The 13,906-nt window shown below is 46.7% G+C and carries 15 protein-coding genes; 5 read left to right on the top strand and 10 right to left on the bottom strand.

The features are described 5' to 3' along the window. Positions 1-88 precede the first annotated feature (88 nt). Positions 89-1,387 carry an anaerobic C4-dicarboxylate transporter gene (locus K6J74_RS03565; protein ID WP_221272490.1) on the top strand — a complete coding sequence of 433 codons (1,299 nt, stop codon included), beginning with the start codon at positions 89-91 and terminating at the stop codon, positions 1,385-1,387. A gap of 12 nt (positions 1,388-1,399) precedes the next feature. Here K6J74_RS03565 and nusA read toward each other — a convergent pair whose 3' ends face one another. Beyond that, a complete protein-coding gene (gene nusA, locus K6J74_RS03560) occupies positions 1,400-2,539 on the bottom strand; it encodes a transcription termination factor NusA (protein ID WP_221272489.1) in 1,140 nt (379 codons plus the stop codon). A 57-nt stretch (positions 2,540-2,596) separates the two neighbouring features. Next, positions 2,597-3,097, bottom strand: a complete 501-nt coding sequence (locus tag K6J74_RS03555; protein ID WP_221272488.1) for a hypothetical protein — start codon at positions 3,095-3,097, stop codon at positions 2,597-2,599. 57 nt (positions 3,098-3,154) lie between these two features. Between K6J74_RS03555 and trpA the strand changes: the two genes are divergently transcribed. Then, entirely contained in the window at positions 3,155-3,931 is a 777-nt protein-coding gene (gene trpA, locus K6J74_RS03550; protein ID WP_221272487.1) for a tryptophan synthase subunit alpha, read from the top strand. Here the strand turns inward: trpA and K6J74_RS03545 are convergent. The 3 genes from K6J74_RS03545 to K6J74_RS03535 are packed head-to-tail and all read right to left on the bottom strand — an operon-like array spanning position 3,921 to position 6,070. After that, positions 3,921-4,988, bottom strand: coding sequence for an LptF/LptG family permease (locus K6J74_RS03545; protein ID WP_221272486.1), 1,068 nt, complete (start codon positions 4,986-4,988; stop codon positions 3,921-3,923). The two genes, trpA and K6J74_RS03545, sit on opposite strands and share 11 nt — an antisense overlap. A gap of 3 nt (positions 4,989-4,991) precedes the next feature. After that, positions 4,992-5,534: an aminoacyl-tRNA hydrolase gene (gene pth / locus K6J74_RS03540; RefSeq protein ID WP_221272485.1), complete on the bottom strand. Its 543-nt coding sequence runs from the start codon at positions 5,532-5,534 to the stop codon at positions 4,992-4,994. Further along, positions 5,534-6,070 (bottom strand): 50S ribosomal protein L25/general stress protein Ctc, encoded by a 537-nt coding sequence (locus K6J74_RS03535; RefSeq protein WP_221272484.1) that lies wholly within the window; start codon positions 6,068-6,070, stop codon positions 5,534-5,536. Before K6J74_RS03535 ends, pth begins: the two co-directional genes overlap by 1 nt. Before the next feature lie 203 nt (positions 6,071-6,273). Here K6J74_RS03535 and K6J74_RS03530 point away from each other — a divergent pair, with 203 nt between their 5' ends. Then, positions 6,274-6,840 carry an outer membrane protein gene (locus tag K6J74_RS03530; protein ID WP_260321713.1) on the top strand — a complete coding sequence of 189 codons (567 nt, stop codon included), beginning with the start codon at positions 6,274-6,276 and terminating at the stop codon, positions 6,838-6,840. 378 nt (positions 6,841-7,218) lie between these two features. On the opposite strand, the gene dcd is transcribed toward K6J74_RS03530, so the two are convergent. Continuing rightward, a complete protein-coding gene (gene dcd / locus K6J74_RS03525; RefSeq protein ID WP_221272572.1) occupies positions 7,219-7,779 on the bottom strand; it encodes a dCTP deaminase in 561 nt (186 codons plus the stop codon). An 86-nt stretch (positions 7,780-7,865) separates the two neighbouring features. Between dcd and rlmN the strand changes: the two genes are divergently transcribed. Next, the gene (rlmN, locus tag K6J74_RS03520; protein ID WP_221272482.1) at positions 7,866-8,933 is read left to right on the top strand and encodes a dual-specificity RNA methyltransferase RlmN; all 1,068 of its coding nucleotides are present in this window, start codon (positions 7,866-7,868) and stop codon (positions 8,931-8,933) included. 356 nt (positions 8,934-9,289) lie between these two features. Here the strand turns inward: rlmN and K6J74_RS09000 are convergent, their stop codons facing one another. Further along, positions 9,290-9,700 (bottom strand): methyl-accepting chemotaxis protein, encoded by a 411-nt coding sequence (locus K6J74_RS09000; protein ID WP_430886793.1) that lies wholly within the window; start codon positions 9,698-9,700, stop codon positions 9,290-9,292. 79 nt (positions 9,701-9,779) lie between these two features. Next, positions 9,780-10,610 (bottom strand): PAS domain-containing protein, encoded by an 831-nt coding sequence (locus K6J74_RS08995; RefSeq protein WP_430886785.1) that lies wholly within the window; start codon positions 10,608-10,610, stop codon positions 9,780-9,782. A 191-nt stretch (positions 10,611-10,801) separates the two neighbouring features. Here K6J74_RS08995 and serB point away from each other — a divergent pair, with 191 nt between their 5' ends. After that, positions 10,802-11,416: a phosphoserine phosphatase SerB gene (gene serB / locus K6J74_RS03510; protein WP_221272481.1), complete on the top strand. Its 615-nt coding sequence runs from the start codon at positions 10,802-10,804 to the stop codon at positions 11,414-11,416. 275 nt (positions 11,417-11,691) lie between these two features. Here the strand turns inward: serB and K6J74_RS03505 are convergent, their stop codons facing one another. After that, complete coding sequence (locus K6J74_RS03505) at positions 11,692-12,549, bottom strand: DUF4097 family beta strand repeat-containing protein (protein ID WP_221272480.1); 858 nt, start codon at positions 12,547-12,549, stop codon at positions 11,692-11,694. Then, positions 12,533-13,861: a radical SAM/SPASM domain-containing protein gene (locus K6J74_RS03500; protein ID WP_221272479.1), complete on the bottom strand. Its 1,329-nt coding sequence runs from the start codon at positions 13,859-13,861 to the stop codon at positions 12,533-12,535. The genes K6J74_RS03505 and K6J74_RS03500 overlap by 17 nt, the downstream gene beginning before the upstream one ends. Positions 13,862-13,906: the final 45 nt, after the last annotated feature.

Here is a 13,906-nt window from a genome sequence, read left to right as displayed (position 1 = left end):
GTTTTACCTACTTTAGCAAATTTAGCAAAGCTTAGCTAAGAAAAATACAAAGTTCTTTGGGTATTGTGGGAGTTTTTAAGGAGTGCGAATGGGTCTTTTTGTGTTGCAATTTGTGGTGCTGCTCGCGGCCTTGTTTTTGGGCGTGCGGCTGGGGGGGATGGGGATTGGCTTTGCGGGGGGGCTTGGCGTGGTGGTGCTTACTTTAGGGCTTGGCATGGACGCGGGGGCGATCCCTTGGGATGTGATTTTGATCATCATGTCCGTGATTGGAGCAATTTCGTGCATGCAATTAGCCGGAGGGCTAGATTACTTGGTCTTGGTGGCGGAGAAGATTTTACGGGCAAATCCTAAATATATCAACTACCTAGCCCCCTTTGTAACCTACGCCCTCACGCTTCTAGCAGGTACGGGACACACCTCCTTTTCCGTACTGCCTGTGATCGTGGAGGTGGCAAAGGGGCAGAAAATCCGCCCCTGCCGCCCCTTATCCTTGGCGGTGGTGGCTAGCCAAGTGGCGATCACGGCTAGCCCCGTATCCGCAGCGGTGATCACCATGAGTGCCTTTGTAGAGCCCTTGGGCGTGTCTTATCCGCTTTTACTTAGCCTTATCATCCCCTCAAGCTTTCTTGGCTGTGCGCTTACAGCGTTTCTTGTGAGCGCATTTTTCCCCAGCCACTTAGAGGGGGCGGTGGCCATGCGCTCTACAGAAAATAAAGAGCTGCCCAAGGGCGCGCGCTTGTCGGTGTGGATTTTTGTGGCGGGGATTGTGGCGGTGGTGCTTTACGCCACGGCAATTTCTAAAAATGTGGGCTGGATCGCGCCCGTGCATTTGCCCCGCAATGGCGCGATCATGGCGTTCATGCTCACCATCGCGGCATGTATTGTCTTTTTTTGTAAGATCAAATGCAATAACTTGGTGCAAACAAGCACCTTTAAAGCGGGGCTTAGTGCTTGTGTGTGCGTGCTGGGCGTGGCGTGGCTGGGCGATACCTTTGTGAAAGCCTACATTGAGCCGATCAAAACCCACGCCGCGGCGTGGATCACGCATTACCCCTTCTTGCTTGCGGTGGGGCTGTTTTTCACTAGCATGCTCTTATACTCGCAGGCGGCAACCACAAAGGCACTCATCCCCAGCGTGATTTTAGCCATGGGGCTCACCCCCGCTCACCCGCACGGCGTGGCGACCATCATCGCCTCGTTTGCTGCCACCTCAGCCCTCTTTGTGCTGCCCACTTACCCGACTTTACTAGGGGCGGTGCAAATGGACGACACGGACAGCACGCAAATTGGCAAATACGTGTTCAACCATCCCTTTTTGATCCCCGGGACCTTAGCCATCGCCTTTTCGGTGGGCTTTGGGTTTTTATTCACCTCTCTTTGGCTGTAGTTGGTAAGGGGGTTAGTTGTTGGGGGTTTCGGAGGTGGGTTTTTTACTAAAGAGCGATTCAAGCATGCTAAGGCCCACTTTTTCGGGTACTCTAGGCGCGTTCTCTTTGGGCTCAAGCACTTCAAAATCTATATCAAAACCTGTGAGCATGCATGCCAAGCGCACATTCACCCCATTGCGCCCAATCGCCTTGCTCTTTTGATCGCCATAGAGGGTAACTTGAGCGTTTTTCTTGCCCTCTTCGGTTTCACTCAGTTTGATCTTAATGATTTGGGCAGGAGAGAGGGCATTGGCGATATACATTTCTGGGATTTCATTGTAATGCACGCAGTCAATACTCTCGTTGCAAAGTTCCTTGCTGATGGCGTTGATCCTCACCCCCTTCACCCCCACGGTCGCACCGATTGGGTCTATTTGGTTGTTGTGGGAGCGTAGGGCAAGCTTTGCCCGATCCCCGGGAATACGCGCAATCCCCATGATCTCTATCTCTTCATCGGCGATCTCAGGCACTTCTAGGTGCAGCAAGGCTTCTAAGAATTTGGGCGTGGTGCGCGAAAGCTCTAAGATCAAGCCCTGTTTACTAAAGCGCACATGTTTTAACACCGCCCGCACACTATCGCCCACCTTAAAACTCTCCCCCTTAATGCGGTTTTTCAGGGCCAAAATCGCCTGTAAGCCGTCTATCTCTATGTAGGTGTTTTGCTCGCTATCCACATCCAGCACGACCCCGCTTACAATGGTGTTGAGCATCGCCTTGTATTTTTGGAAGTATTGGTCTTCTAGGCTCTTTTGTATGTTGAACTCTAGGTCTTTAAATAGGGCATTGACTGCTCCCCTCTTCATGTCTTTTAGACTGATTTCATAGTGCAACAAATCATCAGGCTTTAAAGTCGGGTCGCTCTTGTGCGCTTGGCTTAGGGCAAGCGTGTTTTTAGGATCGGTCTCTAGCCTCGGGTCATCATCGGCGCACACCTGCACCACATGCAAGAGCGTTAAATCCTTGTTAGAGTCGTCAATGACAAAATGCGCCTGTGCGTCCAAGCACTCTTTGGCGACTTTTAAAATGCTGTTTTTGACGACATCTTTAATTGTGTCTAAGCTTAAGCCCTTTTCATAGGCAATCAGCTCGACTATGTCTAGTATTTTCTCCATAAACATCCTTGGGTGATTTAAATCGGGGGTAAAGTGGCATTATAGCAAAATTTCTTTTTAAAACTTAGGCAAAGGCACTTGGGTGGCAAAATTAAAGTGCATTTCGCCAAGCCCGTCTATCTCCATGTCCATTTTAGCGTCCTGCTCTGAGATGTAATCGAGCTTTTTAAAAGCGAGTAAATAGCCCCTTGCGTATTTGTTCGTGGTGTAGAGGATTTTGTCGTATTCGTCCTTGTCAATGGGGCGCACCCACATGGGCGTGTATTCTTTTTTGTTAGAGCCATGCAATACATAGCTAATGCCCCCGTTTTCATACACGCTCTTATCTTGGGCAAACAGCTCCACAAAGAAAAACTCTCGTTGGTGGTATGTTACAGGGTCCACGTCGTTTAAATGCGTGATGAAGACGCTTGCCACGGGGCGCAGGTCTTTAATGATTTCGCCCTTTCTGGTCGCCTGCGTGCGCTTTTCTTCAATGTAATTGGGCATGTAAGCTGTATCTAGCCTCTCTTCGCACCCGCTAAACAACACCAAAAACACTAAAAACAACCAAAACATGCCCTTATTTTAACCCAAAAATCTTATAAATTTACGCCCCTTGCCGATCTAGACCCCATGGACTATTTAAGCGTGTTTCAAAAAAATGGGGTTTTTGTTCCTTTTGTGGTGCTGGGCGATCCTTCCCATGAAGAGAGTTTAAACATCGTTAAAACGCTCATAGACGCAGGGGCAGACGCTTTAGAGCTAGGCTTTGCCTTTAGCGATCCTATGGCCGATGGCGTGGCGATACAAGCAAGCCACTTGCGCGCTTTAAAGGCTGGGGCGTGCATGCAAAAAAACTTTGAGCTCTTGGCGCAAATACACGCCTACAGCCCACAAACGCCCATCGGGCTCTTGCTGTATGCGAACTTAATCCACCGCTATGGCATAGAGAGTTTTTACCCCAAATGCGCAGATTGCGGGGTAGCTAGTGTCTTGGTCGCCGATTTACCCTTAGTAGAGAGCGCGCCTTTTGTAACAAGCGCGAGGGCGCATAACATTGCCCCCATTTTCATCGCCGCCCCGCACACAAGCCATAAGGATTTAGAGCAAATCGCCAATCTTACCAACGCCTATGTCTATGTGTTGGCACGCGCGGGCGTTACGGGGGCAAGCGAGAGTTTGGGCACAAACGCTAAGGGCGTGATCTCTCAGCTTAAGAGCGTTAAAAATGTGCCTTGTTTGCTAGGCTTTGGCATTTCTAAGCCCGCCCACGCCAAAGAAGCCCAAGACATGGGGGCAAATGGGGTCATTTGCGGCTCGGCGGTGGTGAAAATCCTAGAGCAGAATTTAAACAACCCCCCCCAAATGCACGCCAAGTTAAAAGACTTTGTGCAGGGCTTTAAAGCTTAGCGTCCAAGCGTTTGTAGTAGCGCAGAGCAATCACCGCTAGGGTTAAAAAAGGCCCTAACACCCCCACTTCAGGCAAGAACACCCCCGAAATGCTAAACTTGCCCATAGCAAAGAATAGCCCCCACAGCACCAGCGAGAGCAAAATGAATTTTAAACTCAGCAGGGCGAGGTTTTCATAGCGGGCGAGTTTGGGCGTGTGGTAGGCGATGAGGATCGCCGTGAGGGGCACAAAAAAGGGCAGTAGGATCGACACATACAAGAAGCCCCGTATTTTCTTGGTATCCGCCTTTTGGCGATAGAGCACATGCAAGGAGCGCAGTGCGTCCGTGATGGACACGGCGGGCTTGTTTTGATAAATCGTGTCGAGCACTTTGGGACGAAAGCCCTTAAGCGTCTTTAGCACAGGCAGTTTTTGTACCTTAAGCCCCTTGGGCCCGAGCACAAAGGGGGTGGGCAAAGTTAAAAAGCGCACGCCGTGCAACACCCAAAACTTGCCTTCAAAGTTGGCACTCGGGGCTTGGGCAAAGGTTTTGAGTTGCTTGTTCTGCAATGTGAAAATTTTCACATTGCTCGCGCTTTGCAGCAGGGGGTTGATTTTACCAAAATAGACATAGTCGTTGTTGTATTTCACCAAGAGATTTTGGGAGATGTTGCCCGCATTGTCTTTATAAATGATGGCTTCGGCTTTTTCTTGCATATAGACAAAGGGCGTGGCACTCAATCCCACGAAAATGACGATGAAGAGGGCGTTGATGGCAAGCATGGGTCTTAGGATTTGCTTGATAGAGTAGCCGATGGAGAGCAGGGCGGTGTATTGGTTGGAGTGGATGAAGGCGGTGTAAAAGAGCACAAGGGCTAAGAGCAGGGAGAGGGGCAGGGTGTAATTGAGCGCGTAAAGTCCGTCATAGACAAAAAAGAGCAAGAGCAAGTTAGCGGCAGTGGGGAATTTCTCGGCGTATTGCAGGCTGTCAATGCCGATAAAAAAGAACTCAAGGGCGCATAGAATGATGCAAAAATATTTGAGGTAGTAAGAGCCGACAAACACCCACAAGCGCATGGGCTAGGCTCTGCGGGTGAATTGGTTTTGCAGGGCGTAAAAATCGCCCTTTTCTAGGTAAAAGAGCAGGGCTTCTTTGGCGTGTTCTAAAATTTCGTTTAATAGAAACTGCTCTTCTTGGTTGAAACGCTCAAGCACATGGCTGATGACTCCACCCTTGCCCCGCCCGATCCCGATTTTCATTTTATAAAAAGGGTGGGTGCAATGCGCCATGATGGACTTGAGCCCATTATGCCCTCCACTGCTCCCCTTGGCTTTAAAGCGCACCGCCCCCAAAGGCAAATCTAAGTCGTCATGCGCTACCAAAATGGACTCTACAGAGTGCCTTGCTAAAAAGGCTTGCACAGCTTGCCCGGAGTTGTTCATGTAGGTGGTGGGTTTGAGTAGGTAGGCTGTGCCTACTTTGGCGTAGTCGCCTTGATAAAGTTTGGAGTGTTTGAAGCTTATATTGAGGCTTTGCGCCAGCAAGTCTAAAATATCAAAGCCCACATTGTGGCGGGTGTGGGCGTAGGTGGGTGTGGGATTGCCTAGCCCCACCACGAGCATTACTTCGCCTTAATGACCCCAACAACGGCGTTATTTGGGTTTTCCAGTACCCTAACATGGGCGGGGACTTGTAAATCCCTGATCAAAATCGCATCCCCCACATCTAGGGCGGACACATCCAGCTCGAAATGGGTGGGCAAATTCTCAGGCACGCACTCCACTTGCACGCGGGCTTTGGAGAGCATTAAAATGCCCTTGTTTTTTAAGCCCACGGGGGTGCCTGTGGTTTTGACGGGGATTAAGAATTTAGACTTCAAGCCCTTTTGGAGCACCAACAAATCCACATGGATTAAGGCGTTGGTGACGGGGTCTTTTTGGTAGGCCTGCACCACAACATTGTAGCTTGTTTGCCCGATTTTCACCATAAAGTCTAGGTTGGGTTTGTGTTTGACAAAGCGGATAAACTCGTTGGTTTTAAAAGTGGCGTGGATGTTCTCCATGCCTCTAGCGTATAAATTCGCCATCAAAACCCCTTCTTTGCGCAACGCTTTTTTGGCGGATTTGCTAAGCGCGCCCCTAGCTTCACCTTCTAACATGGCCGTCCTTCTGTATCAAAGATTTAAGCGTGGATTACCCACAAGAATAAACGGGAATTTTAATCTTAAACAACTTAGACAACGCTTATATGCAACACACATGCCCGTTTTTTGGCTTTAAAATGCTAGTATGTGGCATGCCATGTCGGATTTTCAAATATTTTAGCATCCATAAGAAGCGCACCCTCGCTTGTGTCCTTTTCATGGCAATGACTCCGCTTAAATCCAAGAACTTAAGCTACATGTCTTCTGCCTATGAAATTGGCATGGTTTATCTTAAGCCTTTAAACGCCAATAAGCCCTTGCAGGGGGCTTCCATTACCTGGGGTTATGAGATCAACCCCAAAAACTCGTGGCTTTACAGCCGTTATTATATCTTCTTGGATTACGGCAATATTTTACTCGGGCAAACTTCTAAACAAGCGAATTTATTCACCTATGGCGTGGGCGGGGAGTTGATGGTGTCTTACAACCAAAACCCCATCAACTCGTGGACTCTCTTTTTTGGCTTGCAACTTGGGGTAAACTCGTGGGTGATTAACCAAAAGGTTTCGGATCTGATTGAAAACACTTGGAACTCGTTTAAGGATTTTTCGTTCAAGCCGGCGTATTTTCGGGCAATGGGGACTTTCGGGGTGCAGTTCCGCACCATTGTAACTTGGCACATTGTGGATGTAGAGGTGGGGATGAAGGTGTTTTTAAACCCCGAACCCAAAAGCCCTTTCGAGCGTAATCTTTTGTTTTTCATCTCGCACGCTTGGCATTTTTAGCCTTGCGTGATGTTAGCAACTCCAAAGCGGTTAACTTTAGATTAACCACTTGAGATTAACCTAGGGCGTTTCCAAATTTTGAAGGAAGAGCAAAGCAACAAAACAACAACAACAGCAAAGGTCGCCTTCTCCAACAGCTAAGAAGACTATCGATTTTTCGGTGTTTAGGCTTTCTAGTCTATTTGCTAGGTGCTTAAAACACGGGCGCAATTCTACTATAAATGTACCGTTTTGTCAAGCTAGAGGGGCTTTTTTTGCAAATAATACGCTTTTTTGTGTATTTAATACCCAAAAAGCCAAGAAATATCCTTAAATCTGGCTATTTTTAATCCAAAACCTTTAAGAGATTTTCTAAGAAAATATTGCGCCCACATAGTCCTAAGGCACCTTTGGCAAGGTGATGCCTTGCTGTCCTTGGTATTTGCCTTGTTTGTCCTTGTAGCTGGTGGCGCAGACGCTATCGCCTTGCAAAAACACCACTTGGGCGATGCCCTCGTTAGCATAGACTTTAGCCGGCAAAGAAGTCGTGTTAGAAATCTCAATGGTGATGTGCCCCTCAAATTCGGGCTCAAAGGGGGTAACATTGACGATGATCCCGCAGCGCGCGTAGGTGCTTTTGCCAAGACAAATGGCAAGCACATCTTTAGGCATTTTAATGTATTCAATGCTGTGTGCTAGGGCAAAGGCATTTGGGGGGATTGTGATAAAATCTTGCGTGTAAATGGTTTCAACTAGGGCAGGGTTAAAGTTTTTAGGATCAACCACGCCCGTGTCCATGGATTTAAACAGCTTAAACTCCGTGCCGACTCTAATGTCGTAACCATAACTGCTTAAGCCATAGCTGATTGTGCCCTTGCTGATTTGTTGTTTGCAAAAAGGGGCGATCATGGCGTGTTGTTCGCTCATCTCTTGAATCCAAGTGTCCGCTTTTAAGCCCATAAGAACCTCCAAAAACCCCCATTATAGCACAGTCTTTTAAGCTTGTTTAAGCTGTGGACTGTTAAGAATAGAGAAAAAGGCTTTTAGTGCTCTCTGTTTATAATCTTTCTTTAAAAGAACTGCAAGATCATGCGCTGTCTTGTGGTTTTAAGCCCTTCGTCGCCAAGCAGGTTTTTAGCTGGCTCTACCAACGCTACGCCACGGATTTTAAGCAAATGCATAACTTATCTAAAGCTTTTCTGGCGTGTTTGGAAAAGGATTTTTGCGTGCAAACTCTAAGTGTAGGGGCTAAAGAGTGCAGCAAGGATAAAAGCGAAAAGTATTTATTCTTAACCCCCGATAGCCATAGCTTTGAAAGTGTGTTTATGGTGATGAAGCCCGCACAACTAGATACAGAAGGGCAGATTTTGGCACAAGAGAAACTGACTTTTTGTTTAAGCTCGCAAATCGGGTGTAAGGTGGGGTGTGTGTTTTGCGCCACGGCTAGGGGGGGTTTTGTGAGGGATTTAAATGCGGGCGAGATTGTGGAGCAGGTGGTAACCTTAAAAAGGGAGCACAATTTAGAGCCCACAAAGGGGGTTAATTTAGTCTTCATGGGCATGGGCGAGCCTTTGCATAATTTTAAGGAAGTGGTGAAGGCGATTGGGATTTTAAGCGACCCGCATGGCTTAAATATTTCCACAAGGCGGATCACCATTTCCACAAGTGGGGTCGTGCCTGTGATAGACGCTTTGGGAGCTTTAAATTTAGGCGTGCAGCTGGCTATATCCTTACACGCCGTGAACGACACCCTACGCTCAAAGCTCATGCCCATCAACAAAACCTATAACCTAGAAGCCCTCATCCAAGCCATTAAACGCTTCCCCGTGGATACAAGAAAAAGGGTCATGTTTGAATACTTGGTGATTAAAGACTGCAACGATGGGCTCGAACATGCTAAGGCGTTGCTAAAGCTTTTAAACGGGCTTAAAGCCAAGGTGAATTTAATCCCCTACAACCCTAACCCGAGCTTGAAGTTTGAACGCCCCGACTTGGATAAGGTCGCACAATTTGCGGACTTTTTAAACCAAAAGGGGCTTTTATGCACCCTGCGTATCTCTAAGGGGCTAGATATTAGCGCCGCCTGCGGACAGCTAAGAGAACAGCAAAGATAATCATTTGCACTGCTCCACACTAGCAATTTGAAAGAGTCAATTAAGAAATACGGCGAATACTTCAAGTCTAGGGATGCATTAGTAGAAATGAGGGGTTATACCATTTATCCAAATCTTAAAACACATTTGAAAACCATAAAATTTGGGTGACCTGAAACTCTGATACCTAAAGACCTTGCTTTTACTTTAAAACTTGGTCCATTATTTTTGTTCCGTTGCTTCATAAAGTTATAAGGCTATTTTGCAATCATCTCCACAGACACATCCAAAACTAAATGCAGACGGAGGTACTTTCAAAAGGTAACGATCATTAAAATAGAATTTATCCTTTATCCTTTGTTATCCTTTGAACTTGTTTATTTAACACTGATGGCACTAGAAACCCCCATGCCCTGCGCCACGCGGTCGCTAGCGGCTTTAATTTTTTCTATCAAATCTCGGGTTTCATAGGAGAGTTCAGCGGTTTTTTCTGCTTCTTCCGTACCCGTGTTGATGTTGACCACAACTTGGGCGGTGATCTCTTTAATCGAGCTGATGATCGCTGCAATCTCTGTAACAGATTTGCCGGTGCGTTCGGCAAGCTTTCTCACTTCATCAGCCACCACCGCAAAACCTCGCCCATGCTCACCCGCCCGCGCAGCTTCAATAGCGGCATTGAGGGCTAATAGGTTGATCTGATCGGCAATGTCTTTAATGGTTTGGGTGATGCTTGAAATGGAGTTGGATTGTGCACTTAGGGTATCTACTAGTTGCACATTATTTTTCATGGTGCTGGCGACATTTTGGATATTGTCTGCGGTCTTTTTGATCATGTCGTTGCCATCGCTGGTGAGCTGTTGGTTTTCCTTAATCAAACTCAAAGTCATTAAAATCTTTTCTTCCTTGTCCGTTATGTCCAAGGCAAATTTCAATGAATTTATATATCTTACCCTCACTATCAAAAACGGGATTGTAGCTGGCCTCCAAATAAACTGCCTTGCCCGTTTTTGTAACGCGCTTAAATGTTCCTTGTTTAAACTCCCCCGATTTTAAGTGTTGCCAAAACTCGGTGTATTGTGGGGTTTTGACAAACTCGGGATCGCAGAAAATAGAATGGTGCTTACCTTCAATCTCGTCTAAACTATAACCCACAACTTTTAAGAAGTTTTTATTGGCTGTGATCACCCTACCTTCTGTATCAAACTCAATCAAAGCCATAGAAGCCAGGGCGGCATTGTGGACGGCGCGCAAATCATTAAATTCTAAAATGCGCTGGGTGATGTCTGTGGCGATTTTAACGATCTTAACCACTTTACCTTGATTGTCTAACACGGGATTATAAGTGGCTTCCAAATATAATTCTTTACCCCCTTTGGCGATGCGCTTAAACTTCCCCTGTTTGAACTGGCCGCTTCTTAATTGATCCCAACCTTGTTTATATAGAGGTGAAGACACCAATTTTTGGTCGCAAAACATAGAATGGTGCTTGCCCTTGATCTCCTCCAAAGTGTAACCCATGAGCTTTAAAAAATTCTCATTGGCTGTAATGACCTTACAATCTGTGTCAAATTCAATGATTGCCATTGAGCGGTCTATAGCGTTGTAAATGGCATCCAATTCGTGGTTGCGTCTCTCAAGCCCAGCGATGAATTCCTGAGTAGCTGTGTTGTTCTGTTTTTTATGGCTAAAAAATGACATGAAGACTCCTTGCCGTGGGGTTAAATCTGTGGGATGGAAGGGGAGAATGGGGAGTTACCCCCCTATAAAGTAGCGGGCGCGGTTCAACCATTAAACTCTACGAATTATGAATTAGTTAAACTCCTCATTCTAGCAAAAAAGTATTAACCCTGAATAAACTTTTGCGCTAGAATACCCCTATAAGGAGCAACATGAAATTAGCCGTTTTTGATTTTGATTCGACTTTAGTCAATGCCGAAACGATTGAAGAATTAGCAAAGGCTTATGGCGTGGGGCAAGAGGTTACAAACGCCACAGATCTAGCGATGGCGGGCAAGGAGGACTTTTATACAAGCCTACTTAAGCGCGCAAATTTACTAAAGGGCATGGACGCTCACAAAGCCCAAGAGATTTGCCAAAACTTGCCCCTGCACTCGGGGGCGCTTGAAGTGGTGCAGGGCTTGCATAGCTTGGGCTATAAGGTCGTGTGCCTAAGTGGGGGCTTTAAGTGGGCCACGGGGCATTTTAAAGAAAAGCTAGGCTTAGATGCGGATTTTAGCAACACTTTGCATGTGAATGGAGGGGTCTTAACGGGGCAAGTGAGCGGCCCTTTAATGCGGGGAGATTCTAAGGCAGAGATTTTAGCCAGCTTGCAAAGCTTGCTAAAGCCCGAACACACTTTAGCCGTGGGCGATGGGGCCAATGACATTGGCATGTTTAAACTGGCGGATGTGAGTGTGGCGTTCAACGCCAAAGAGATCACTAAAAAGGCCGCCAGCGTGGTGGCACAAACCCTAGACTTGAGAGAGATTTTAGAGTGTCTTTAAGTGGGTTGGAGCGGGGTTAGCCCACCAACTTAAGCACTTAGCGGCATGGGAAGTTGGGGCGAGGTATTTTAACATCACATCCACATCCAATATTGCCACTACTGGACTCTACCAAAAGACTTGTAATACTTGGATCGATTTGCATATTTTCTCCTTTCTCTGAATTTGTATGGACTAATCGCAAGCGATGTCTGGGCAAAACCAATCATCCATCACAAGCCAAATATCACTAACGCTTTCATCAACTTTCACATTTTCTCCTTTCCTAAGATTAATCAATCCACAACATTGACAAAACCGCTTGTTTTTAGGCGCACTCTGCCCGCACCGATAGAGCCCCTAGAGCCCTCCAAAGATACACTGACCCCATTCTTTTTAAGGGTGATGTTTGCCCCATTGGCTTGGACATTCCACGACTTGACATGTCCGTGGGCATAAAGTTTTGCGCTCCCATTGTTGAGGCTCAAATCCAAATCCTCAATGAGGGTTTGTAAATCTAAGTGGGTGTTGTTGCCCTTGATTTGGCAGGTTTCTAGGCTCTCTTTGGGGGCATTGAGTTGGACATTGCCATTATTAATTTTAATGTCTAAAGCCCGCACCCTAGCCCCGATTTCAAGCGTGGCGTTGTTGCCCTTAACTTGGCAAGTGTCTATGGGTTTATATAAAAACAAATCCCCTGAGTTCATTTTTGCCTTCAAGTTTTTTAATGCGCCTTTCACGCTGACACTGCCATTGTTGAGCTTGAGCTCTAAATCCTGCATGGGCGCATCCACCGCCACTTTGGCGTTGTTGGCAGACAAGTATAGGGCTAAGTGGTCGGCGGGTAGATAAATTTTAGCCTGTCCGCTAAATTTATTGCTCTTTTGTTGCAAGCCCTTTTTAATGAGCAGGGCAAAGGCATCGCCTATGCTGTGTATCCCCTTAATGTCCTCTGCTAAATCCGCATCTAAACCTTGATCTGGAGTGCTGATATAAAGGCTGTGCTCGCTATGCTCAATGAGCAAATCCGCCTCACTTGCCTCGTTAAAGACGGCGTAAGGCTCTTTTTGCTCTGTTGCCAACACTTCAATTTCCATTTTTAACCCAAATTTGATCTCTAAATCACGGGTTTTAAACTCAAAGGTTTTTTCCATCGCTCACCGCCTTTCTTAAGATTTCCTTTTGTTTGCGGATTTTTGCCACTAAAAAGGGGACGTTTTTGGGCATAACAGGGCATTTCTTAGACTTGCTGAGGTAGTTTTTCAGCACACAAGCGCGCCCCATGCACTGGAAGAAAAAGAAACAATCCTTACAAGCAGGGTCAAAGCGGATATACTCCTTCCACGCCTCTAGTTTATGCGCCTCAAGCCTCAAGCCCTTTTGCAAATCCCCGAATTTATTGTGCTCTTGGTTGAGCGCAATGGTGCATTTCAAGACTTCTAAATTGGGGTTGATGGTGAGGTTTGAGGATTTAGACGCGTAACACACCGAGCCGGCAATTTGGGTGAGCATGCCTAAATCCCCCAATAAAAAGCCCTGCTCTTGCGCCTCGCTCTCCCAAATGCCTTGCATGTTGGGTGCACCGCTGTGGCACGCTTGTCTGCGCTCGGGTGTGGTGGTGTTGTTGCCCTCGGAGTATAAACCGATGGGTCTAAAGAGCAGGGCAAAGCGCAAATCCCCCTTTAAAAATGCAAGGTTTTTAAAAAATTGCACTCTTTGCTCTGGGCTGGAGCTGTGCTGGTTAAAGTTACACCTCAGCATGATTTTAAAGTTTTCTTTAAGCGTGTGGATGGCGTGGATGTTTGCCATGATCTGATCGTAACTGCCGCCCCCGCCGCATTTAGGGCGCATTTTGTCATGCTGCTCTTTGAGCCCGTCTAAAGTGATTTGAAAGGCCTTGACATTGCGCTGCACCAAGGCTTGCATATTGTCTTTACTTAAAAGGTAGCCATTGGTGGTCATGGATGCGCTGTGTGGGATGTGGGCGATTCTCTCTTGAAACGCTAAAATCCACTTGAGGTTTAAAAGCGGTTCGCCCCCGAAGTATTCGATGCGGATGCGTTTGTCTTGATTGCTTTCTAAAAGGGCAAAGATTTTATCGCTGTTCAGCTGTTTAAAACGGGCGGTGTCTAAATGGTTTTCATAGCAATAGACACAGCGGAAGTTGCACGCATCCCCGGCGGGGAGCAAGATTAAATGCAATTCTTGCCCTTCTCTTTTGATTTGCTTGTCAAACTCTTGTTCGTAAAAGTCCCCTTTGTGGGTAGGGGCAAAAAAGTTATTTTGGGTTAAAAACCCGAGGTGCCTAGTGGGAAAGTCGTTTGTAAAGGCGATTTGGTGCTGGGTTAATTCAGCGATGTACCTTTCTTCAATAGCAACGCCGATATCATTAAACCAATTATAGAGGTAGAGTTCCCCCCGATTATCTACAACGCTCACTTGTTTGAGTAGGTCATATAAGGGCATCTAAAAGTCCTTAGAAATAAATGCCCTAATCTAGCATGTTTTGAT

This window comes from Helicobacter sp. NHP19-012 (assembly GCF_019703325.1).
GTDB lineage: Bacteria > Campylobacterota > Campylobacteria > Campylobacterales > Helicobacteraceae > Helicobacter > Helicobacter gastrofelis.
Note: the sequence above shows the minus strand (reverse complement) of the source record. Positions and strands in the feature narration are given on the sequence as shown.

What these genes read in the sequence shown, in the direction of transcription:
- K6J74_RS03565 (WP_221272490.1), top strand. Translation starts at nt 89, where the DNA reads ATGGGTCTTTTTGTGTTGCAATTTGTGGTGCTGCTCGCGGCCTTGTTT.
- nusA (WP_221272489.1), bottom strand. Translation starts at nt 2,539, where the DNA reads ATGGAGAAAATACTAGACATAGTCGAGCTGATTGCCTATGAAAAGGGC.
- K6J74_RS03555 (WP_221272488.1), bottom strand. Translation starts at nt 3,097, where the DNA reads ATGTTTTGGTTGTTTTTAGTGTTTTTGGTGTTGTTTAGCGGGTGCGAA.
- trpA (WP_221272487.1), top strand. Translation starts at nt 3,155, where the DNA reads ATGGACTATTTAAGCGTGTTTCAAAAAAATGGGGTTTTTGTTCCTTTT.
- K6J74_RS03545 (WP_221272486.1), bottom strand. Translation starts at nt 4,988, where the DNA reads ATGCGCTTGTGGGTGTTTGTCGGCTCTTACTACCTCAAATATTTTTGC.
- pth (WP_221272485.1), bottom strand. Translation starts at nt 5,534, where the DNA reads ATGCTCGTGGTGGGGCTAGGCAATCCCACACCCACCTACGCCCACACC.
- K6J74_RS03535 (WP_221272484.1), bottom strand. Translation starts at nt 6,070, where the DNA reads ATGTTAGAAGGTGAAGCTAGGGGCGCGCTTAGCAAATCCGCCAAAAAA.
- K6J74_RS03530 (WP_260321713.1), top strand. Translation starts at nt 6,274, where the DNA reads ATGGCAATGACTCCGCTTAAATCCAAGAACTTAAGCTACATGTCTTCT.
- dcd (WP_221272572.1), bottom strand. Translation starts at nt 7,779, where the DNA reads ATGGGCTTAAAAGCGGACACTTGGATTCAAGAGATGAGCGAACAACAC.
- K6J74_RS09000 (WP_430886793.1), bottom strand. Translation starts at nt 9,700, where the DNA reads ATGAAAAATAATGTGCAACTAGTAGATACCCTAAGTGCACAATCCAAC.
- K6J74_RS08995 (WP_430886785.1), bottom strand. Translation starts at nt 10,610, where the DNA reads ATGTCATTTTTTAGCCATAAAAAACAGAACAACACAGCTACTCAGGAA.
- serB (WP_221272481.1), top strand. Translation starts at nt 10,802, where the DNA reads ATGAAATTAGCCGTTTTTGATTTTGATTCGACTTTAGTCAATGCCGAA.
- K6J74_RS03505 (WP_221272480.1), bottom strand. Translation starts at nt 12,549, where the DNA reads ATGGAAAAAACCTTTGAGTTTAAAACCCGTGATTTAGAGATCAAATTT.
- K6J74_RS03500 (WP_221272479.1), bottom strand. Translation starts at nt 13,861, where the DNA reads ATGCCCTTATATGACCTACTCAAACAAGTGAGCGTTGTAGATAATCGG.